Raw genomic sequence first — 20,590 nt, 5'->3', positions numbered from 1 at the left:
ATCGAGGGGCCGTTCGGGGTCACCGAAGGCGGCGGCCGGACCAACTATCCCATACGATCACGGCCCGTCACCCGACCGTTTCTGCGTGTGGGCTCACCGGATGGGCGAGCCGGCCGCCCAGGTTCACGCGTTGGTGATGACGCTGGCGAACGAGCGCAGCCGCAGGCTGTTACCGACGACCAGCAGGCTGGAGGCGGCCATCGCGGCGCCGGCGAACATCGGGTTGAGCATGCCGAGCGCGGCCAGCGGGATCGCGGCGAGGTTGTATCCGAACGCCCACACCAAGTTGGTCTTGATGGTGGTCAGCGTTCGCCGGGAGAGCCGGATCGCGTCCACGGCGGCGCGTAGGTCGCCGCGGATCACCGTGAGGTCGGCGGCCTGGATCGCGACGTCGGTGCCGGTGCCCATGGCCAACCCCAGGTCGGCGACGGCCAGCGCCGCGGCATCGTTGACGCCGTCACCGACCATGGCGACCACCTTGCCCTCGGCTTGCAGGCGTTCGACGGCGGCGACCTTGTCGGCGGGCGTGGCATCGGCGATGACCCGCGCGATGCCGAGTTCGCCGGCGATACCGGCGGCGACCGTGGCGTTGTCGCCGGTCAGCAGCACCGGCGTCAGGCCCAGCCCGGCGAACTGCCGCACCGCCTCGGCGCTGGACGGTTTGACGGTGTCGGCGACCACCAGGATGCCCCGGACCCGGCCGTCCCAGCCGACGGCGACGGCGGTCTTGCCCTCGCTCTCGGCCCGAGCCTTCGCCCCGGACAGGGCGGGGTCGGGCAGCATCCCGCACTCGGTCAGCAGGCTCTCACGCCCGACGACGACGACGCGTCCGTCGACCTTCCCCCGCACGCCCCTGCCGTGGATTCCGGTGAACTCGGTGGGCGTCGGGAGTACGCCGAGCTTCGCCGTGGCGGCGCGCGCGATCGCTTGTGCGACGGGATGCTCGGAGGCGTCTTCCAGGGCGCCGGCGTAGCGCAACAGCGTGGTGGGCTCGGTGTCGACGCCGGCGATGAGGTCGACCAGGGTCATCCGGCCGGTGGTGACGGTGCCCGTCTTGTCCAGCACGATGGTGTCGACGCCGCGGGTCGACTCCAGCACCTCGGGCCCGTTGATGAGCACGCCGAGCTGAGCGGCGCGCCCGGTCCCGACCAGCAGGGCGGTCGGAGTCGCCAGCCCCAGGGCGCACGGGCACGCGATGATCAGCACCGCGACGGCCGCGGTCAAGGCGGTCGTGAGCGAGAAGCCCGCCGCGAGCCAGCCGGCCAGGGTCGCCACCGCAAGCGCGATGACGACGGGGACGAAAACCCCCGCGACACGGTCGGCGAGGCGCTGCGCCCGGGCCTTGCCGGACTGGGCCCGCTCGACGAGCTTGGCCATCTGCGCGAGCCGGGTGTCGTCCCCGACGCCGGTGGCGCGGACGACGAGCCGACCGCCGGCGTTGACGGTGGCGCCGGTGACGGCGTCACCCTCGCCCACTTCGACCGGGACGGACTCGCCGGTCAGCATGGAGGCGTCCACGGCCGAGGAACCCGCGACGACGATCCCGTCGGTGGCGATCCGTTCCCCGGGGCGCACGACGAACTCGTCGCCGACCGCGAGCCGTTCGACCGGGACACGGGCCTCGGCGCCTGCTCGCAGCACGGCGACGTCCTTGGCGCCCAAGGTCAGCAGCGTGCGCAGGGCGGCACCGGCCGCCCGCTTGGACCGCCTTTCGAAATAGCGCCCGGCAAGGACGAACAGGGTCACGCCCGCGGCGACCTCGAAGTAGACGTGGCACGGGGCGCCGTCGCGCCCGATGGTCAGCTCGAAGTCATGCCGCATGCCCGGTTGGCCCGCCGTCCCGAGAAACAGGGCGTACAGCGACCAGAGGAATGCCGCCAAGGTGCCGAGCGAGACGAGGGTGTCCATGGTGGCCACGCCGTGTTTGAGGTTGGTCCATGCGCCCGCATGGAACGGCCGGCCGCACCACACGACGACCGGGGTGGTCAGCGCCAGTGAGACCCAGTGCCACCGGGGGAATTGCAGGGCGGGAAACATGGCCATCGCGATGACCGGGCCTGCCAGCACGACCGCGGTGACCAGACGCCGGCGCAGCGAGGTCAGCTCGGGATCATCTGATGTCTGCTGGGCCACCTGGTCGCGGCGGCGCTCCGGCTCGCGCGGTGGCAAGGCGGCGCCGTAGCCGGCCCTCTCGATCTCGTCGATGAGAATTTGCGCGTCATAGCCGGCGGGAGCCGTGAGAGCGGCCTTTTCGGTGGCGTAGTTGACGGTCGCGGCGACGCCGTCGAGCTTGTTCAGCTTCTTCTCGATCCGCGCCGCGCAGGAAGCGCAGGTCATCCCGGTGATGTCCAACTCGATCCGGGGGGCGGTGGTGGGTAGGGCGCCCTCGTGGATCTCGCGCGGGGGCGTGCTCATGCGACCGTGACGGCCTCAAAGCCGGCCTCGTCGACCGCACCGAGGACGGCGTCCGCGTCGACGGGGTGCGTGCTGGTGACGACGAGCCTGCCGGTGGTGGCGCTGACCGTCACGTCGTCGACGCCCGGGATCTGGGTCACCTCACTGCGAACAGCGGCCTCGCAGTGGCCACAGCTCATCCCGCTCACCCGATACTCGCTGGTGGGCATGCCGCTCCTTCTCGATCCCCCGGCAGTCTTGACCACCCCATTCTGCCTGCTCGGCCGAGCGGCCTATTGGCGCAGGTGCGATCCGCCGCCTGGCGAACGAGCTCACGTCACACGTAGCCGACACCGATATCGACCGATACCTGGCTTGCGGTGACCAGTCTGGATTGGTCGGAGGCAAGCCACGCAACGGCGTCAGCGATGTCTTCGGGCTGTGCAATACCGTCGGGTAGCAGAGGTTTGTGCAGGCCTCGCAGATGCGGGTAGTCGTCCGCGGCCGATTGCAGTGCATCCCGCATCCGGCCGGTCCCCATCGGGGTGGCGACCGCCCCGGGGTTCAGGCTGTTGACGCGAATGTTGTACCGGCCGAGTTCGGCGGCGAAAGCGCGTGCCATCCCCACCACGGCGTGTTTGCTGGCCGTGTAGTGGATCATGAACGACTGCATGTTTATGCCCGCAGCCGATCCGATCAAGATGATCGAGCCGCCGCGGTCGCCGTCGATGATGTGCTGCGCGCCCGCCATCACGGTGTTCCACGTGCCAGTGACGTTGGTGTCGATGGTGTCCCGGAACGCCTGTGCGGATATCTGATTCCAAGGAGAGGGGCTGCAGATCCCGGCGTTGGCGACGATGATGTCGAGCCGGCCGAGCTGGCGCACGGCGACTTCCACTTCTGCTTTGAGCGCATCCAGGTCGCGAATGTCGACCTGTGCGGCGAAGACCCTGCGTCCGCGTGCGGTTACCAGCCGCGCGGTCTCGGTCAGATCGTCGGGCGTTGGCGAGTCGTAGGGAACGCTCGGCGGCAGCGGGCCGGCGATATCAACCGCGATGATGTCGGCTCCCTCGGCGGCGAGGCGTGCCGCGTGTGCCCGGCCTTGGCCGCGGGCGGCGCCCGTGATCAGCGCGACCTTTCCCGAAAGTGACTGATTCATCAGCGGGGGTCCTTTCAGTCGCCGGCGTCCTCGTCGAGCGGGTTCCGGCGTCCAAGCATGCCCTAGTCGTGCCGTCGCCTGGGATCCGAACATTCCCGAACCGCAGAGCCAGTGGGATTACGCTGCCGGGTAGTGGAAGGAGACATCATGACCGTCACTGTCGTCGAACGGGGGCCTCGCCAGGTGAGCCGCAGGGTCGAGGTGGCCGCCCCGGCCGCGGAGCTGTATGCCATGGTCGCCGATCCACGCCGTCACCACGAACTGGACGGGTCGGGCACGGTCCGCGACAACATCAGCGTGCCGCCGCAACTCGTTGAGGGCTCGAAGTTTTCGACGCACATGAAGATGTTCGGCCTTCCGTATCGGATCACCAGCACGATAACCGCACTCATGCCGAACGAACTGGTGGAATGGCGCCACCCGCTGGGCCACCGCTGGCGCTGGGAATTCGAGGCGGTGTCTCCGACCCAGACCACGGTCACCGAGACGTTCGACTACCGCGACGCCGGTGCGCTGAAGAACAAGCTGAAGTACTACGAGCGCATGGGGTTCGCCAAGGCGAACGCCTCGGGCATCGAAGCGACCTTGACCAAACTGCGCGACCGGTATGCGGGCTGATCAATACTCCGCCGGATCGGCCGCGTCCCAAGGCATCACGCCGGATACCCAATGGCTGAGTTCCTTGGCCTGGTCGTTGCGGTGCAGATGGCGGGGCGGGGTCGCAAAGGTTGAGTAGGGCCGGCAGCGGATGACCACGCGGTTCTCGCGTTCACACATTTCCTGGATGTGTGGCCGGGCTTCGTCGCCCAGTGGTTGGCCGGACATCCGGCCGCCAACCGCCATCATCACGTCGACGGCCAGATCCCGGTCCTGGTCCAAGATCGCGTCGGCATAGACCTGCAAATAGGAGAAGGGCCACCGCTCGTCGAGCACACACAGGCTGACCTTGCCGTCACGTTCGACGACGCGAGCCTTGCCCCGGCCGGCCATGGTGGAAACGAGCAATTCGTCGGTATCGGTGGGGATGTAGTACACGATCGACATGCCCGGGCCGTCGTTGCGGCGACGGTAGCCGAAGACGCAGGTGCGATGGGTGCGCACGAACTCGCGTCGTTCGGAGGGGAGCATGTCGCGGTCGGTGGGAACGGTGAAGGCTTCCGCCGCCAGGGGCAGCAGCATGGCGAATGTTCCTCTCTGCCAGAGTGCTTGAATCTCGAGGCTAATTATGGATACAGTGTCTCCGTAATAAGTGCGGGTGTCAAGCGGAGGGAGAGCCACCTTGCGCGACGCGGGCGACAGCGACGGGCCGCGCCGTTCCCGCGGCCGCCCCGCCCTCCCGGTGGACCGCATCCTTTCCGCGGCCGTCGAGCTCGTCGACGATCAGGGGCCGGAGGCATTGTCGATGCGGTCGGTGGCGCAGCGCCTGGGGTCGGGCACCGCCACGCTGTACCGCCACTTCTCCAGCCGGTCCGAGTTGGTCTCGATGGTCATCGACAAGATTCTGGGCGAGGTCGACCTCGGCGCGGAGGAGCTCGCCGCAATGCGGTGGCAGGACGCCTGCATTCTGTTCGCGCAACACATGTTTGACGCGCTGAGCCGACATGGCAATGTCGCGCCCCTGTTGATCGAGTACACGCCGATGGGCCCGAACGCGTTGGCCCATCGCGAGCGCTGCCTGGCCATGCTCCTCGACAACGGGTTTTCGACGGCGGTCGCGGCCCGCGCGTACGCGACGCTGGCCCGCTACGTCCTGGGCTTCGCGATACAACTGTCGTCGGTGCCGGCGGAGGGCGATCAACGGGACGCCGAACTCTCGGTGGCCTTTCACCGGCTCGATCCGTCCCGCTTTCCCGCGACGGTCACCGTCGCCGACGATCTGCCCGTCCCGCTGGGGGACGAATTCGCGTTCGGGTTGCGGCTCATCGTCGCCGGGCTCGAGCGGTTGCGGAAGTGAACGCGACGGGGACCTGAACCGTGGGCTGGGTGGTTGGTCGCGTTTCCGCTCCAGAAAGGACTTGGCCCGATGATCGAACGTACCCCCGCGCAATCTGCGGCGCCGGCGCTGACCCGGTGGGGTCATTTGGTGAGCCGCTATGGCCTGGCGCTCGTCTTGGCGTGGATCGGGGTGGGCAAGTACGTGAAAATGGAAGCCCGCGTGCTCATTGCGCACAGTCCGCTGATGAGCTGGGTCTACGACGTCTTCAGTGCCACCTTCGTCGCGCGCGCACTCGGAACGATGGAAATCGTTGCGGCCCTTCTTATTACGCTACGGCCGGGGTGGCCGCGGCTCTCAGCTGCCGGCAGCGCGCTGGCGGTGGTGCTGTTTGCGGGCACGCTCAGTTTTCTGTTCACCACCCCGGGGGTGGTCGTGACGTACGCCCACGGTATTCCGGTGCTCTCGGCGCTGCCGGGCCAATTCCTGCTCAAGGATCTGGCCTTGTTCGGCGTCGCGTTGTGGACGCTGGGCGACTCGCTGTCGGCCGTCGATGAACGTCGCTCGCCGCAGTACTCACTTGGCCGAACGCCGCGGTCCGTCAGGCCGCGCGTCAGCGCGTGGATCGCAATCACCGCGGCGCCCATTGTAAGGTCGAGGCCACGGAGAGGAACTCGACGCCGTGACCGAGACCGTTGGCCAGGCGCTTGATGTCGACGCGCTACGACGCAAGTACGCCGAAGAACGCGCGCGCCGTATTCGCGCGGACGGCATCGATCAATACGTCGAGATGGCCGGCGCATTCGCCCGATACGCCCAAGACCCGTGGGCGGACGGAAACCTGGTCCGCGAGCCGCTCACCGACGAGGTGGACGTCGCCGTCGTCGGCGCCGGATTCGGCGGCCTGTTGACCGGGGCGCGGTTACGACAGCTCGGCGTTCGAAGCGTGCGGCTGATCGACCGGGCGGCCGACGTCGGCGGCACCTGGTATTGGAACCGCTATCCGGGAATCGCTTGTGATGTCGAGTCGTATGTGTACATGCCGCTGCTCGAGGAGCTGGGCTACACCCCCACCGAGAAGTACGCGAAGGGGCCGGAGATCTTTGCGCATTGCCGGCGCATCGCCGAGCACTTCGACCTGTACCGCGACGCCTGCCTGCAAACCGAGGTGCGGGAAATCCGTTGGGATTCAGCCGAATCTCGCTGGATCATCCGCACCGACCGCGGCGACGAAATGCGCGCCAGGTTTGTCTCGATGGCCAACGGCTATCAGGCCAAACCGAAGTTGCCGGGCATCGAAGGACTCGGTGCTTTCGGCGGGCATGCGTTTCACACCAGCCGCTGGGACTACGCGTACACCGGTGCGGAGCTGGAGAATCTGATCGACAAGCGCGTCGGCATCATCGGAACGGGCGCCACGGCGATCCAGTGTGTACCGCACCTCGCCGCTGCCGCCCAGCGGCTCTACGTCTTCCAGCGCACCCCGTCGTCGGTGGACGTTCGGGCCAATTGCGCCACGGACCCGCAGTGGGCCAACGCTTTACAGCCCGGCTGGCAGCGCGAGCGGATACAGAACTTCCAGATCCTCACCGCCGGAGGCCACGCCGACCAGGACCTGGTCGCCGATGCCTGGACGAGCATCACCCGCAAGCTACCGGTCATGCGTCAGAATCCCGACGGCCTCGCCGATCCCGGACAGCGGGGCCGCGACATCGAGCTGGCCGACTTAGCGAAGATGGACGAGATCCGGGCGCGCGTCGCCGCGATCGTCTCCGATCCCGCCACCGCCGAGGCGCTCCAACCGTGGTACGGATACTTCTGCAAACGGCCCTGCTTCCACGACGAGTATCTGCCGACGTTCAACCGGGACAACGTCACCCTGGTCGACACCCGCGGCCTCGGGGTGCAGCGCATCACCGACACCGGTGTGGTGGTCGAAGACGTGGCCTACGAACTCGACTGCCTCATCTTCGCAACGGGATTCGAGGTGGGCACCGACTACTGTCGCCGCACCGGATTCGCGCTGATCGGCCGAGACGGTGTGTCGCTCACCGAACACTGGAACGACGGCGTGCGCACCTTTCACGGCCTGTGTACGACCCGGTTCCCGAACTGCTTCATCGAAAGCATCGCCCAGGCCGGGCTGACGGTGAACTTCCCCTACCTGCTCGACGTCCAGGCCGGCCACGTTGCGTGGATCATCGCGACCTCACTCGCCGAAGGCATCACCGAAATCGAGGCCGCACCGGACGCCGAAGCCGCCTGGGTCGACACGGTCGTCGCCCGGTCGGTCGCGAGTGCCGAGCGCGCCAAGACGTGCACGCCCGGCTACTACAACCGGGAAGGCAAGGCCGACAGGAAGACTCGGCAGGGCAGCTTCTTCTTCGGCGCACCGACCGAGTACGCCGACATCCTGCAGCAGTGGCGCGCCGACGGCAACCTGGACGGCCTGCTGGTCCGTCGCGCCGGAGACGGGCCGTGACGAGTCGAAAAGCGCGATCGCTCTACGCCATTGGGCGGATGCGAGCGGCGACCCGGCGGCGCCGCGGACCGAAGGTGGCCATCATCGGCGCCGGCTTCGGCGGGCTCGGCGCCGCCGTGGCGCTGCGCCGCGCGGGCATCGACGACCTGGTGATCATCGAGGGCAGCGACGGCGTCGGCGGCACCTGGCGGCGCAACACCTACCCCGGCGCCGCATGCGATATTCAGAGCCACCTGTACTCGTTTTCCTTCGCCCCCAACGCATCCTGGAGCCGCACCTACGCGCGCCAGCCGGAAATACTGGCCTACCTCGAGTCGGTGGCCGACGACTTCGATCTGCGCCGCCATCTGCTGCTCGACACCACGGTGCGCTCGGTCCGTTGGGACCCGCACGCCGCAGCGTGGCATTGCGAGCTGAGCCGCGACGGGCAGCCGTCCACCCTGACCGCCGACGTCGTCGTGTGTGCGGTCGGCCTGTTCGGTTCGCCCAAGCTTCCTGACATCGACGGCGTGAGCGAGTTCGCCGGCCCGGTGCTGCACACCGCGCGTTGGGATCACGACCTCGATCTGGCCGGCCGCAACGTCGCGGTGATCGGCACCGGCGCAAGCGGGGTGCAGCTCGTGCCCGAGCTGGCGAAGTCCGCCGGGCGCGTCATGGTCTTCCAACGCACGCCGCCGTGGATGGTGCCCAAGGACGACCGCCCATATAGCGCAACCGAATTGGCCCGTTTCCAGCGAAGCGTCCTGGCGTTGCGCCACACCCGCTGGCAGATCTGGAAGTTCCAGCACGACAACACCGCGACCTTCGCCGACGACCCCGTGGTGACGGCGCGCACGCGAATCGCGACGTCGTTCCTGGAGCGCACCGTCGACGACGAAGAGCTGCGCCGGGCGTTGACACCGGACTATCCGTTCCGCTGTAAACGGGTGCTGCTGGGTGACGACTATTACCGAGCACTGCAGCGCGACAACGTCGAACTGATCACCGACCCCATCGCACGCATCGGCCCGACGTCGGTGACCATCGCATCGGGCGCCGAAGTCGACATCGATGCGATCGTGCTGGCCACCGGCTTCGAGACGTCTCGCTATCTGTCGGGGATCGACGTCGTCGGCGCCGGTGGACGCCGGCTACACGAGCACTGGGGCGACGACCCGTCCGCCTACCTGGGGGTCGCGGTCAGCGGATTCCCCAATTTCTTCATGCTCTACGGCCCTAACACCAACCAGGGCGGCAACTCCATCGTCTACATCCTCGAGGCCGGCGCGCGACTGGTCGCCAGCGCGGTGAGCCGACTGGCACGCCGTGGCGGATACCTCGACGTGCGGCCCGAGGCCGAAAAGCGCTACAACGACGCACTTTCCGGCGACCTGGAGCGCACCATCTGGACGCAGTGCGACAGCTACTTCCGCTCACCGTCCGGCCGAATCGTCACGCAATGGCCGTATACCGAGCTGGAGTACGCGCGCCGGACCTGGCGGCTCAGGGCACGAGAGTGGATACACGGCGGGACGCGTGATGGTGCGGGACTGACAAAGGCCGGCATCGGCGCGCGGCAATAGCCAACCGGAGTCCACGCGCGTGCTCGCGCCGGCCCAAACACGCTGAGCGTATTTATCTTCAGAGTGATTTTCACGGCTGTCGACGGCTGGCCAGATCGTTAACATTCTTAAGAATGTCCGGTCCCAGACGGGGCCGTCTGGCAGATCAGCAGGAGCGGTGAGCGGAGGTGTGGCCGGCGTGGTGAAACTGCTGCCGCCCGGCGCGGCCCGCCCGTCGCTTCGCCTGCCCTGGCTCAGCATCCTGGGCGTCCTCGCCATCGTCGTCGCCACGGCCGCGATCGTGCTGAAAAACCTACCGACGGGTGGCTCCGACGAAATCCTCAACGTCTCCTACGACCCGACGCGCGAATTGTATTCGGCGCTGGACAAGGAATTCGTTGCCGAATACCACGCGCAGAGCGGAAACACGCTGCGCATCAAGGAGTCTCACGGCGGCTCTGGACGCCAGCTCCGCAGCGTGCTGGATGGCAGTCAAAAAGCCAGCGTCGTGTCGCTGGCCCTGATCAGCGACATCGACACACTCAGCAAGCGGGGTCTGATCGCCGGCGACTGGCAACAGCGGCTGCCCAACGCCTCGGTGCCCTACACCTCGACGATCGTCTTCGTCGTCCGCAAGGGCAACCCCAAGGGAATTCGCGATTGGCCCGACCTCATCAATCCCGACGTGGCCGTGGTGTCGCCCAACCCGCGGACTTCGGGTAACGGTCAACTGAGCGTGTTGGCGGCGTGGGGCGCTGTCACAACCCGCGGCGGCAGCCCGGCGCAGGCGTCCGCCTACGTGAAGTCGTTGCTGCAGCACGTCGTGGTTTCCGACGCCGGAGCTCGCAGCGCCGGAGATAGTTTCGCCCTGGCCAAGATTGGCGATGTCCAGCTGACTTGGGAGAACGAGGCGCTGCGCGAGGTCGCCGCGAACAAGGACGAACTGGAGCTCGTGTATCCGCCGGTCAGCATCCTCGCCCAGCCCGCCGTCGCCTGGGTCGACGCGAACGTGACCGACCCCCGGGCGGCCGCCCACGCGAAGGCCTACCTCGACTATTTGTTCACCGACGCCGCCCAGGAGCTGGTGGCGAAATTCGGGTACCGGCCGTACAAGCCGGCGATCTTGGCCAAGCACGCCCTCCGGCTGCGGCCCCTGTCGTTGTTCCCGATCAGTGCGATCGCCAAAAGCTGGAGCGACGCCCGGGAACAGTTCTTCGGCACCAACGGAATCCTGGACACGATCTCGGCGCCGAACGCGGCGTCGGGCGCTTAGCGGAAAGACTCGGAAACGTGGGTGTGCGTGTGAATTACGACCTGGTGAAGGGCCGGCATGATGTGATCGCCGGCCTGACCGTCGCCGCCATCTCGTTTCCCCAGGCGATGGCCTATGCCCTGATCGCCGGGGTGGATCCGAGATTCGGCGTCTACTCGGCGATCGTCGTGACCATCGTCGCGTCGATCTTCGGGTCGTCCTCACACCTGATCAACGGGCCTACCAGCGCCATCTCGCTGCTGGTGTTCACCGCGCTGGCCTTCATCGACTCCGAGAACGCCAAGGAACTCTTCGAGGCGCTCTTCCTGCTGGCCGTGCTCGTCGGCGCATTCCAGATCGTGATCAGCCTGTTCAAGCTCGGCAACCTCACCCGCTACATTTCCGAATCGGTCATCATCGGCTTCATGGCGGCCGCGGCCTTTCTGCTCGCCATCGGACAGCTGGGCAATGCCCTGGGCGTCCGTGACAAGGGCAACGGCCACATGCAGGTACTCCGGCGCGTCTGGCTCACCCTGACCCACGGCGATCACATCAATTACCGCGCATTGACATTGAGTGTCACCGCGGTGATCCTGGCCATCGTGCTGCGCAAGCTGGTCCAGCGGTATGGGTGGCCGCAGGTCGACATGCTCGCGGTGCTCGTCATCACGGCGCTCATCGCCTACCTCGCCGGCTGGTCGACCCCGGGCCGAAGCGGCCACACCGCTGTATCGGTGGCCGCCAAGATCCCGCGCAGCCTGCCCGGCCCGCATGTGCCCGAGGTGCACCCGGAGTGGCTGCCGCATCTGTCCACGGGCGCGCTGGCCATCGCCTTCGTCGGCATCATCGAGGCGCTGTCGATCGCCAAAGCCATTGCCTATCAAACACAACAGAAGATCGACTACAACCGCCAGATCATGGCCGAAGGCCTGGCCAACCTGACCGGGGGCTTCTTCCAGAGCCTGCCCGGGTCGGGCTCACTGTCGAGGTCGGCGATCAACTTCCAGTCCGGCGCCGCGACGCGGTTCTCCGGGATCGTCTCGGCCGCAACGGTCGCCGCGGCTCTGCTGCTGTTTGCCCCGCTGCTGCGTTACGTTCCGCAGCCCGCCCTGGCGGGGCTCTTGCTCGTCACGGCGGTGCGCCTGGTCGATTTCAAGCGCCTGATCTACACCCTCAAGGCGTCCCGCTATGACGCCGGGCTGGTGCTCGTCACGGGCTGCACGGGTATCGCCGTCGACCTCGACAAGTCGGTCCTGCTCGGGGTGGTCCTGTCGATCCTGCTGTTCGGGCCGCGGGCGGCCAAGCTGACATCCAAGGAACTCGTCGTCACACCCGAACGTGTAGTGCGCGAACGTATTCCGGGCGACGCCGCGGACCCCTCGATCGCCATCTACGATCTCGAAGGTGAGCTGTTCTTCGGTGCCGCACCGGAATTGGACCGTTACCTGGCGGGGATCAACCATCGCATCGCCGAACAAGATCTCGCTTTCGTGGTGTTGCGCCTCAAGCGGGTGCGCCACCCGGACGTGGTCTGCATCGAGCGCATCGAGCACTTCCTGCGCGAGGTGACCGAGCGGGGTGTCACCGTCCTGCTCGCCGGGGTGCGCCCCGACACGCTCGGCGTCCTGAACAATGTCGGCTTCCGGAATTGGTTTCCCGCCGAGCAGGTCTTCCCCGAGGAGGACGAGGAGTTCTCGGCCACCCTCAAGGCGGTGCGCTACGCCCACAACCGCCTGGCCGACCTCAAAGTGAAGGAGCCGTTCACCGGCGCGCCCGAACTCGCCCCGCACTCCGAGTTGTACTACCTCGTCTAACCCGCGGCCGACACCCTGGCGCGTTCGGTCATCGAGGCGATCACGCCGCCGTCGCTGAGAATGTCCGTGCCGGTGAGATATCCGGCCTTCGCGCTGGCGCAGAAGGCGAGCAGCTCGGCCATCTCTTCCGGCTTGCCCCACCGCGGGACGGCGGCGTTGGCCACCATGGCGCCCGCGCCGGCCTGCTCCTCGAGCCGGCCCATCTCGGTGTCGATGGACCCCGGCGACACCGAGACGATGCGCAAGCCGCGGGTGTTGAAGCGCTCGGCCTGCGACTGGCTGTACCACTTCACGAAGCTCTTGCTGATGGCGTAGGCGAGGCCGGATCGCGCGTCCTCGGGAGCGATGCCGCACGCCGCCAGCATGGCGTCCATGAAGGCGTCCGTGTCGCTCAGTGCTTGCGGAAACTGTTCTGCCGGAATGACTTCGGCGGGTAGAATGTGCGCGGCCATCGATGCCACGTTGACGATCACCGCGCCCTCGTCGGCGCCCGCGAAGAACTCCTCGTTGACGTTGACGGTGCCGACGGCGTTGGTCCGCATGACGTAGTCGGCGGCGCCCATGCTCGGGCTGACCCCGGCGGTGTGGATGACGGAGACAACGGACCCTAGGCCGGTCGCGGCGGCGAGCAGGTCCGCGACGGCGCGCCGGTCTGTGACGTCGCAGTCGACCGTTGTCGCGGCGATCCCGAGGTCTTGCAGGGTCGTGGCCGCGGCCGCCAACCGGTCCTGCCTGACGTCGCAGAGCACCACGGTGTGGTCGCGACCGACGATTTTCGCCGTGGCCAGACCCATGCCGCCCGCCCCGCCTGTGATCACCGACACTCGATTCATAACTGGGACCGTATACGCGGTGTGATTTCGGGCGCGGGCGGGTGACCGTGCGGCGGCAGCTACCGCGGGTGGGCTGAATCTCCCGGTTCGTGATGTGGGTGACCGCTGTGCCGAATGGCCGTGCCGAAGAACGGCGCCCGGAGAGTGGCGACCACGTGGCGGCGGTTGACGACCAGCCCGACGACGGCCACCGCGACGTAGACGGCGCAGAGCAGCAGCCGCCCCTGTGTCGAGAAGATCGGGAACTGGACGACGAAGAGCCCGAGCAGTGCGCACGCGGCGAACCGGTGGAACCGCAGCGCCAGGATCAGCGCCACCCCCATCATCGTTTGGGTGGCGGTCAGCAGCACCTCCTCCACCTGGCGGGAATCCAGTTGCAGGGAGACCCCGCCCCCGCCCAGCAGGTGGGCGAGCGGCAGTGACCCGATCAGCAGGGTCCACTGGTTGACCTTGGAGGACAGCAGCGTGGCGATGGCGGCCGTGCCCTTGCCCCGGGCGGCGAAGATGGTCGCGATGATGAACTCCGGTGCCTCGGAGGCCAGCGGGGCCAGCCACTGCACCAGCAGGAAGCGGTTGATGCCGAGTTGGGCGCCGGCGGCGACCAGGTTGTCGGCGAACGGCTTGGCGCACAGCAGGATCACCGCGCCCGAAACCAAGAACAGGCCGATTACGGTGACGCGCCGCCGGCCGTCGGGCAGGTCGCCCAACGCGGCGGCGGTGCCGATCAGGTCGGGCTCTTCGACCTCGCCGTGGCTGATCTTGTAGAGGTAGAACCCGAACCAGGCCAGCAACGCCAGCCCCAGCCCGAGATGGATCTGGCCACTCGCCGGGATCGCGAACGCGAGGACGCCGGCGATCGACAGAAATCCGAGTTCGACCCGGTTTGCTGGCTCCAGCGTCAGACCGGTGGACTTCGCCGACCCGGTCTTGCGCGCGACCATGATGCCCACCAGCACCACGACGGGCCAACCCAGGCCCATCAGCAACCGATTGGATCCGGTCATGTTGGCGGCGGCGTATTGCGTGTAATCCGCGTTGTGGCCGGACACGTAGGCGTAGTACAGGTCGACGGCGTATTCGGGCAGCACCGCGATCAGGGCGAGCAGCGCCGTCGCCAGCCCGCCGGAGACATCGATCTGCGCCGCCTCGGCCGCCCAGGCCAGCAAGAAGCTGGCCGCCACCACTGCCGCTCCGAAGATCAGCAGGGCGAGCACCGCGCCGGTGTGCAGTCCGGCGATGCGGACGACCACGGCCGGGACGACGAACAAGCCGGTGATCAACCCCGAGCGGGTCAGGGTGCGGCGGCGCCAGCGCGTCGTCGACACGGTCGCTGCGGGCCTGTCTATGGCGAGCATCGTCATCCTTCGCGCTGCTGATCGGGTGGTTAGTTCGGCTCGATGCCGTGGCGATCCGGTTACCCAAAGTACGCGCGGCCTACACGCTCAGCAACGCAGCGGGTCGGCCGTGAGAACGGTGCGTGCAAGCCCATATTTGCTGCACAGGGGACTGGGAAAGCAAGAGTTAGGCTGCCCTGATTTCGAACTTTGGCAAACCTCGCTGCCATCTAGTAGGACGCGCAGCGAACCATCGCGGTTCCGCCGTTCGCCCTAGGCGTCCGGTCCCATGGCAGCGGCGGCGGCCTGGGCGAACAGCTCAACGGCCTGATTGCGGCTCAGCGATGCCAGCAACTGCGCTGCGGCGCGCATGGTGTCGCCCACCATCAGGGTGGGGCCGTTGCCGAGGTTGTCGAAGGCCTCGGCGATGACGTCAGGCACGGCCGCCGCGTCCGGCGGGACCTCGTCGGGGGAGCCGATCAGGCCTCGGCTGTATTCGAGTTCGCGCAACGCCGGTGTGTTGGTCTTGCCCAGGATGAGGCCCAGGACGTCGACGCCCTTGTCGTGCAATTCGGCCCACAGCGCCTCGGCGAAGACCATGTCGAACGCCTTCGAGGCGCCGTAGGCGACCATGTTCGGTCCGCCGGCCAGCCCGGCGCCCGACCCGAAGATGACGATGCCGCCGCTGCCTCGCTCCACCATCGCGGGCGCGAAATGATGGCACAACTGCATGGGCACCATGCAGTTGCGTTGCACCATCGCCTCGGCGGCTTCGATCGGATTGGCAAGGAACGGTGTGAAATTCGGGTCGGCTCCGGCGCAGTACACCAGCATGCCGATCTCCAGGTCACCGGTTGCCGCGGCCACCGCCGCGGCGGCACCGGGCTGCGCGAGATCGATTGTGACAGTGCGGGTTTGCACCGGCGTCTTGGCCTCGATGTCGGCCGCGACGCGGTCGAGCACGGGTTGCCTGCGGGCCAGCAGAACCACGTTGACGCCGCGCTCGGCGAGGCCTTCGGCGAACGCCGCGCCCACGCCATCCGAGGCGCCGGCCACCAGTGCCCATGGCCCGTATTTCGTCGCGAAAGTCATCTACTCGCCCCCGACCGTGGCGATACGAACCTGGGTGTAGCGCCGGCGGGCGATGCGCCAGCCCGTCGGCGTGCGCACCAGGTCGTCGTCATAGAAACCGATGGCATTGACGCCAGAGTTGTTGTCGCTAGCCATGATCAAGCCGTCGATATAGGTGCGTGCCGTGGCCTTGTCGCCGTCGAGCGTGATGGCCTGGTTGGTCAGGCGATGCAACGTGTGCCCCGCCAGGGCGTGCACCTGCTCCATGAAGTCGGCGACGGCGTCGACGCCATTCCAGGTGCCGATCTCGCCGTAGTCCAGTCGGCAGTCGTCGGTGAAGACGGTGCGAAACAGCGGCCAGTCGCGCCGGTCGATCCCGGTGGCATAACGCACCAGCAGCTCGGAGATGTCTTGCCGGTCATCGCGTTCGCTCACGGGACGTCTCCATTCGGACGGACGACGATCCGGGGCGGGCCGTCGGACCTGCGGGCCTGATCGAGGGCATCGGGCACCTCGTCGAGGCCGATGATCTTGCCGACGCTCGGCAGCGGATCCAGTCGGCCCGCGACGATGGCGTCGAGCGTGCCGTACCAGTCCTGGGGGTGCGGACCGCCGCCGAACTGAATGGTCACACCCTGGCGGGTCGCGGTGGTGATGTCGAGGGTGTCGCCGGTGTACCAGCCGCCCGCGCAGTAGATGCGGGTGCCCAGTTCGGCGGATTCGACCAACTCCTGGATCAGTCCGGACGCGCCCACGCATTCGAATACGACTGCCGGCCCGGGCAATCCGCGCTGCGCGCGCACCTCGTTGAACGCGTCGAACGGGGACTTCTCGCCCGGGTCGACCAGCACGTGCGCGCCGAACCGGTCTCGGGCTAGTTCGCGCCGGTCGGCGTGAAAGTCGGCGACGACGATGGGCTCGATGCCGCGGCCGGCCAGCGCCGCGACGGCCGAGAGCCCGATAGCTCCCGCACCGATGACGATGGGAATCTCGCCGTGGTTCAGTTGCGCCGAGCGCACGTAGAACTCGCCGACCGCGAACGCGTCGGTCAATGCGACGGCATCGTTGGACACGTCGCCGGGGACCGGCTTGGCCGCCACTTCCGAAACCACCAGCAGCTCAGCGAAACTGCCTTGGGCTTCGGGATGCTGACCGATGATGCGCATTCCGCCGGCGCCGCCGTCGACCAGGCGCACCGGCATGGCCGTCACGCGCGTACCGACGGCGAACTGGTCGGTGCAGCCAGGCCCGTGTCCGACGACCTCGCCGACGAATTCGTGGCCGAGCACGATGTCGCGCTCGGTGTCGTACAGCGAGCGGCCGGTCGGGTCGTCGATGGCGAGCTCGGGATGATCCATGAAATGCACGTCGGACGCGCAGATCGCGGTGCTCAACGTGCGCAGCAACAGCTCACCCGGCCCGGGCTTCGGGTCCGGTATCGCACGGACCTGCAACCGGCCGTCTCGCAATACCACAGCGCGCAATGAACTAGCTTTCTCGGATAATCGATATAAGATCTCGAATGTTCGTACAACTGTAAAAACGGAGTGGTAGAGGAGTCAAGCAATCCGCGGTTCGACGTCAGCGCCGACCGCCCGCGTGCTCGATGTCGTCGAGCTGCTGGCGCGGTCCGGAAATTCGCGGCTGCGCTTCTCCGACGTCGTGCGCGAGCTGGATCTCACCCAGGCGACCGCGCACGCGATCCTGAAAACGTTGTGCGACCGCGGATGGGCGAGCCGCGATCCGATCGCGAAGACGTTCGCGCTCGGTCCCGCACTCGCCGTGGTGGCCGCCCGCACGGACACCGCGCGCCCGCTCGCGCATGCGGCGCGGTCCGCGGCGCTGCGGCTGTCCCGCGAGGTCGGCTACGCCTGTTCGGTGGTCGAAAAGTTCGGTGATTCCCTGGTGGTCACCGCCTTCGAGGGCGAGCCGGCCACGCAGCCGTCGGGGATACCGGGTGACCGCATCCCCTACGCGCCGCCGTTCGGGGTGGCCATGGCGGCCTGGGACACCGAGGAAGAACAGCGCGGCTGGATCCGGCGGGGCGCGGGCGACAACGCCGACCGCACCCAGCGCCTGGAGCAGGTGTTGGCGCACACCCGGGAACGAGGGTTCGACGTCGACTGGACGACTCCGGCTCTCGCGCAGGCGGTGCAGGTGGTCGGCACGCTGGACAGCAGCGAAATGCCGACCCCGGTGCGGCACATCATGGATCAGCTGCTGATCGAGTTCACCACCATCGGATTTCTCTCCGATGACAACCCGGGCCGGCGCAAGCAGCCCGTGGTGACCATCGCTGCGCCGGTTTTCGACGACCGGGCCCGCGTCGCCCTGATGGTGGCCGTGCACCCGCTGTGCGCGCTGACCGCGCGACAGATCCGCGACATCGGCAAACACCTGACCGACGAGACCGCCGCCCTCAGCGGGTCGCGGCCACAGACCGATACCGCCGTGTAGCGCATCACACACAGGAACGGGGGCGTGCGTCGGGGTAGCCTCGCCTGGGAGGCGAAAAGTGGTGGCACATAACTACGTTGTGGACGAGTTGGCCGATTTCGTCGTCGGCGCGCGGCAGGGGGATCTGAGCGGGCGGCCGCGCGAACTGTTGAAACGCAATGTCCTGGACAGCATCGCGTGCGCCGTGGGCTCGCTGGACGGCGAGCTCGTCCCGACGATCCGCGACCACACCGCAGCGTTCGGTGGCGCCCCGACGGCCACGCTGGTCGGCGGGGGGCGAGCATCGGTGGACCAGGCCGCCTTCTTCAACGCGGTGCTGGTGCGTTACCCCGATCTGCTCGACACCTACCTCACCGTCGGCGGGCTCTGCCACCCCGCCGACAACCTCGGCGCCTTGCTGGCCGTGGCCGAGCACACCGGCGCCAGCGGAGCCGACTTCCTGCTGGCGCTCGCGGTCGCCTATGAGATCCAATGCCGTTTCAGCGCACAGGTTCCCGTGATGGCGCGCGGCCTCAACCACGCGCTGCAGCTGGCGATGTCGGTCGCGGCGGGCAGCGCGAAGCTGCTGGGGCTGAGCGCCGGACAGACCGCGAACGCCATCGCGGCCGCGGCGGCCGACAACGTTTCGCTGGCGACGGTCCATGCCGAACCGGTGTCAAACTGGAAGGGCATCTCGCCTGCCAGCACCGGCATGCGCGCCGTGTACACGACGATGCTCGCCGCGCGCGGGATCACCGGACCCAGGTCGCTGTTCGAAGGCCCGCACGGATTGGTGCAGTTGTTCGATCAGCCCATCGATCTCCACCCGGCCGACCGCGGCCTCACCTGTGTCGAGCAGACCTACCTGAAGCAGTACTGCTCGCTCATCCACGGCCAGGTCGTCATCGACGCGGTCCTGGCCGTTCGCAGCGAAAACGGTTTGCGCGGTGCGGATGTCGACCGGGTGGTCCTCGAGGTCTTTCAGGGGGCGTACGACTTCGCCGGTGGGGGCGCGTATGGCGACAAGCAACACCCGATCACCAAGGAGCAGGCAGACTACAACCTCAAGTACCTGACCGCGGCCGCGCTGCTCGACGGGGGAGTCGGCCCCGAACAGCTTGAGAATAGCCGGGTTTCGCGGGCTGACGTCCAAGACCTGTTGTCGCGGGTGCGGGTCGAGGCGGCCGACGACCTGACCGCCGACTATCCGCAACGCACCGCGGCGCGGGTGCACGTGATTACCAGCGACGGGCGAGAGTTCAGCCGCGAGCAGTCGGATTACGAGGGATCGCCCACCCGCCCGATGTCCTGGAAACGCGTCGTGGACAAGTTCGCCTGGCTCGCCGAACCCTTCTGCGACGAGTCGCTGCGCGATGACATCGTCGCCGCCGTCGCGCGTCTCGACGAGATCGGAATCGCCGAACTCACCGGACTCCTCGGGTCGGTGCCTCCCACCGCCCGGTGCGCTCGCAGCAAGCCGCGTTTCTGACGTCCGCGCGCCCCCTTGCGTGGCCGACCGTCGGCCATGAATGATCCGGCCATGGGCAAAGAACACCGCCACAATCGGTGGGAGCTGGTCACCTGCGCCGTGGCTGGGCACGCCACCTATGCACCGGACGAGAAGTCGCTGGCCGACCGGTTGAGCGGCAGCACCGGACTGGGCGAAGTGTGGCGCTGCCTGCGGTGCGGCGAATTCACCGTGGGCGAACCGCACGGCCGCGGCCGCGCCGAAGACGCGCCGATGATCATGCGCGGCAAGGCCTTACGCCAGGCCATCATCATCCGTGCCTTGGCGGTGGAACGCTTGTTGCGGGCGGTGGTGATCGGATTAGCCGCTTACGCGGTGTGGAAGTTCCGCGGGGCGCGCGGCGCCATCCAGGCCACCCTCGATCGCGACCTGCCGATCTTCCGCGCCGCCGGATTCAAGGTCGATCAGATGACCATCGTGCACGAACTGGAGAAGGCGCTGGCCGCCAAGCCGTCCACCCTGGCCCTGCTGACCCTGGCGCTGGTGGGATACGCGCTGATCGAGGTCGTCGAGGGGGTCGGCCTCTGGCTGCTGAAGCGGTGGGGCGAATACTTCGCGGTGATAGCCACCTCGGTCTTCTTGCCGCTCGAGATCCACGACCTGGCCAAGGGCATCACCATGACCCGGGCGGTGACCTTCGCCATCAACGTCGCCGCGGTGATCTACCTGCTGGTCTCGAAACGGCTGTTCGGGCTGCGGGGCGGGCGCAAGGCCTACGACGAGGAACGGCGCGGCGAGCAACTGCTCGACGTCGAGAAGGCCGCCGCGGCGAAGTGACCCCGCACCCGGCAGGCCCGCCGAAGTGACAGGCAT

18 protein-coding genes and 1 pseudogene are annotated in these 20,590 nt (G+C 67.7%); 10 read left to right on the top strand and 9 right to left on the bottom strand.

From position 1 onward, the window contains the following. Positions 1 to 123 precede the first annotated feature (123 nt). The 3 genes from AC5Y4T_RS08730 to AC5Y4T_RS08720 form a co-directional block, all read right to left on the bottom strand. Positions 124 to 2,415 (bottom strand): heavy metal translocating P-type ATPase, encoded by a 2,292-nt coding sequence (locus AC5Y4T_RS08730; RefSeq protein WP_499952719.1) that lies wholly within the window; start codon positions 2,413 to 2,415, stop codon positions 124 to 126. Beyond that, positions 2,412 to 2,624: a heavy-metal-associated domain-containing protein gene (locus tag AC5Y4T_RS08725; RefSeq protein ID WP_499917499.1), complete on the bottom strand. Its 213-nt coding sequence runs from the start codon at positions 2,622 to 2,624 to the stop codon at positions 2,412 to 2,414. Before AC5Y4T_RS08725 ends, AC5Y4T_RS08730 begins: the two co-directional genes overlap by 4 nt. A 107-nt stretch (positions 2,625 to 2,731) precedes the next feature. Further along, positions 2,732 to 3,553, bottom strand: coding sequence for a mycofactocin-coupled SDR family oxidoreductase (locus AC5Y4T_RS08720; RefSeq protein ID WP_499952718.1), 822 nt, complete (start codon positions 3,551 to 3,553; stop codon positions 2,732 to 2,734). Between the two features lie 147 nt (positions 3,554 to 3,700). Between AC5Y4T_RS08720 and AC5Y4T_RS08715 the strand changes: the two genes are divergently transcribed. Then, positions 3,701 to 4,171: an SRPBCC family protein gene (locus AC5Y4T_RS08715; protein ID WP_499917501.1), complete on the top strand. Its 471-nt coding sequence runs from the start codon at positions 3,701 to 3,703 to the stop codon at positions 4,169 to 4,171. Here AC5Y4T_RS08715 and AC5Y4T_RS08710 read toward each other — a convergent pair whose 3' ends face one another. Then, the gene (locus tag AC5Y4T_RS08710) at positions 4,172 to 4,732 is read right to left on the bottom strand and encodes a pyridoxamine 5'-phosphate oxidase family protein (RefSeq protein ID WP_499917502.1); all 561 of its coding nucleotides are present in this window, start codon (positions 4,730 to 4,732) and stop codon (positions 4,172 to 4,174) included. A 160-nt stretch (positions 4,733 to 4,892) separates the two neighbouring features. Here AC5Y4T_RS08710 and AC5Y4T_RS08705 point away from each other — a divergent pair, with 160 nt between their 5' ends. The 6 genes and pseudogenes from AC5Y4T_RS08705 to AC5Y4T_RS08680 all read left to right on the top strand — a co-directional run bounded on the left by AC5Y4T_RS08705 (position 4,893) and on the right by AC5Y4T_RS08680 (position 12,575). Further along, positions 4,893 to 5,507, top strand: a complete 615-nt coding sequence (locus AC5Y4T_RS08705; RefSeq protein ID WP_499952880.1) for a TetR/AcrR family transcriptional regulator — start codon at positions 4,893 to 4,895, stop codon at positions 5,505 to 5,507. Between the two features lie 69 nt (positions 5,508 to 5,576). Next, a pseudogene (locus AC5Y4T_RS08700) lies at positions 5,577 to 6,035 on the top strand (DUF417 family protein); the annotation flags it as partial. Between the two features lie 133 nt (positions 6,036 to 6,168). Then, positions 6,169 to 7,968, top strand: coding sequence for a flavin-containing monooxygenase (locus tag AC5Y4T_RS08695; protein WP_499952717.1), 1,800 nt, complete (start codon positions 6,169 to 6,171; stop codon positions 7,966 to 7,968). A 38-nt stretch (positions 7,969 to 8,006) separates the two neighbouring features. Further along, entirely contained in the window at positions 8,007 to 9,530 is a 1,524-nt protein-coding gene (locus tag AC5Y4T_RS08690) for a flavin-containing monooxygenase (RefSeq protein ID WP_499952879.1), read from the top strand. Positions 9,531 to 9,708: 178 nt separating this feature from the next. After that, complete coding sequence (locus AC5Y4T_RS08685; protein WP_499952878.1) at positions 9,709 to 10,782, top strand: sulfate ABC transporter substrate-binding protein; 1,074 nt, start codon at positions 9,709 to 9,711, stop codon at positions 10,780 to 10,782. A gap of 17 nt (positions 10,783 to 10,799) precedes the next feature. Continuing rightward, complete coding sequence (locus tag AC5Y4T_RS08680) at positions 10,800 to 12,575, top strand: SulP family inorganic anion transporter (protein WP_499952716.1); 1,776 nt, start codon at positions 10,800 to 10,802, stop codon at positions 12,573 to 12,575. Here AC5Y4T_RS08680 and AC5Y4T_RS08675 read toward each other — a convergent pair. The 5 genes from AC5Y4T_RS08675 to AC5Y4T_RS08655 all read right to left on the bottom strand — a co-directional run bounded on the left by AC5Y4T_RS08675 (position 12,572) and on the right by AC5Y4T_RS08655 (position 17,288). Continuing rightward, positions 12,572 to 13,408, bottom strand: a complete 837-nt coding sequence (locus AC5Y4T_RS08675; protein ID WP_499947151.1) for an SDR family oxidoreductase — start codon at positions 13,406 to 13,408, stop codon at positions 12,572 to 12,574. The genes AC5Y4T_RS08680 and AC5Y4T_RS08675 overlap by 4 nt on opposite strands. A 59-nt stretch (positions 13,409 to 13,467) precedes the next feature. Then, positions 13,468 to 14,769 carry a sodium/calcium exchanger protein gene (locus AC5Y4T_RS08670; RefSeq protein WP_499952715.1) on the bottom strand — a complete coding sequence of 434 codons (1,302 nt, stop codon included), beginning with the start codon at positions 14,767 to 14,769 and terminating at the stop codon, positions 13,468 to 13,470. 246 nt (positions 14,770 to 15,015) lie between these two features. Further along, positions 15,016 to 15,834 (bottom strand): SDR family NAD(P)-dependent oxidoreductase, encoded by an 819-nt coding sequence (locus AC5Y4T_RS08665; protein ID WP_499952714.1) that lies wholly within the window; start codon positions 15,832 to 15,834, stop codon positions 15,016 to 15,018. Further along, positions 15,835 to 16,248 (bottom strand): nuclear transport factor 2 family protein, encoded by a 414-nt coding sequence (locus AC5Y4T_RS08660; RefSeq protein ID WP_499917508.1) that lies wholly within the window; start codon positions 16,246 to 16,248, stop codon positions 15,835 to 15,837. Further along, entirely contained in the window at positions 16,245 to 17,288 is a 1,044-nt protein-coding gene (locus tag AC5Y4T_RS08655) for a zinc-binding dehydrogenase (RefSeq protein ID WP_499952713.1), read from the bottom strand. Before AC5Y4T_RS08655 ends, AC5Y4T_RS08660 begins: the two co-directional genes overlap by 4 nt. Before the next feature lie 124 nt (positions 17,289 to 17,412). On the opposite strand from AC5Y4T_RS08655, the gene AC5Y4T_RS08650 reads away from it, so the two are divergent. From AC5Y4T_RS08650 to AC5Y4T_RS08640, 3 genes are all read left to right on the top strand, one after another. Then, positions 17,413 to 18,270: a helix-turn-helix domain-containing protein gene (locus AC5Y4T_RS08650; protein WP_499952712.1), complete on the top strand. Its 858-nt coding sequence runs from the start codon at positions 17,413 to 17,415 to the stop codon at positions 18,268 to 18,270. A 79-nt stretch (positions 18,271 to 18,349) separates the two neighbouring features. Continuing rightward, positions 18,350 to 19,738: an MmgE/PrpD family protein gene (locus AC5Y4T_RS08645; RefSeq protein WP_499952877.1), complete on the top strand. Its 1,389-nt coding sequence runs from the start codon at positions 18,350 to 18,352 to the stop codon at positions 19,736 to 19,738. A gap of 51 nt (positions 19,739 to 19,789) precedes the next feature. After that, entirely contained in the window at positions 19,790 to 20,554 is a 765-nt protein-coding gene (locus AC5Y4T_RS08640; protein WP_499952711.1) for a DUF2127 domain-containing protein, read from the top strand. Positions 20,555 to 20,590 lie beyond the last annotated feature (36 nt).

It is taken from the genome of Mycobacterium sp. NGS11 (genome assembly GCF_059813315.1).
This window is presented reverse-complemented; position numbering and strand designations above follow the sequence as displayed.

Excerpts from the sequence above, each read along its gene's own strand:
- AC5Y4T_RS08730 (WP_499952719.1), bottom strand. The coding sequence starts at position 2,415 with ATGAGCACGCCCCCGCGCGAGATCCACGAGGGCGCCCTACCCACCACC.
- AC5Y4T_RS08725 (WP_499917499.1), bottom strand. The coding sequence starts at position 2,624 with ATGCCCACCAGCGAGTATCGGGTGAGCGGGATGAGCTGTGGCCACTGC.
- AC5Y4T_RS08720 (WP_499952718.1), bottom strand. The coding sequence starts at position 3,553 with ATGAATCAGTCACTTTCGGGAAAGGTCGCGCTGATCACGGGCGCCGCC.
- AC5Y4T_RS08715 (WP_499917501.1), top strand. The coding sequence starts at position 3,701 with ATGACCGTCACTGTCGTCGAACGGGGGCCTCGCCAGGTGAGCCGCAGG.
- AC5Y4T_RS08710 (WP_499917502.1), bottom strand. The coding sequence starts at position 4,732 with ATGCTGCTGCCCCTGGCGGCGGAAGCCTTCACCGTTCCCACCGACCGC.
- AC5Y4T_RS08690 (WP_499952879.1), top strand. The coding sequence starts at position 8,007 with ATGCGAGCGGCGACCCGGCGGCGCCGCGGACCGAAGGTGGCCATCATC.
- AC5Y4T_RS08675 (WP_499947151.1), bottom strand. The coding sequence starts at position 13,408 with ATGAATCGAGTGTCGGTGATCACAGGCGGGGCGGGCGGCATGGGTCTG.
- AC5Y4T_RS08670 (WP_499952715.1), bottom strand. The coding sequence starts at position 14,769 with ATGACGATGCTCGCCATAGACAGGCCCGCAGCGACCGTGTCGACGACG.
- AC5Y4T_RS08665 (WP_499952714.1), bottom strand. The coding sequence starts at position 15,834 with ATGACTTTCGCGACGAAATACGGGCCATGGGCACTGGTGGCCGGCGCC.
- AC5Y4T_RS08640 (WP_499952711.1), top strand. The coding sequence starts at position 19,790 with ATGGGCAAAGAACACCGCCACAATCGGTGGGAGCTGGTCACCTGCGCC.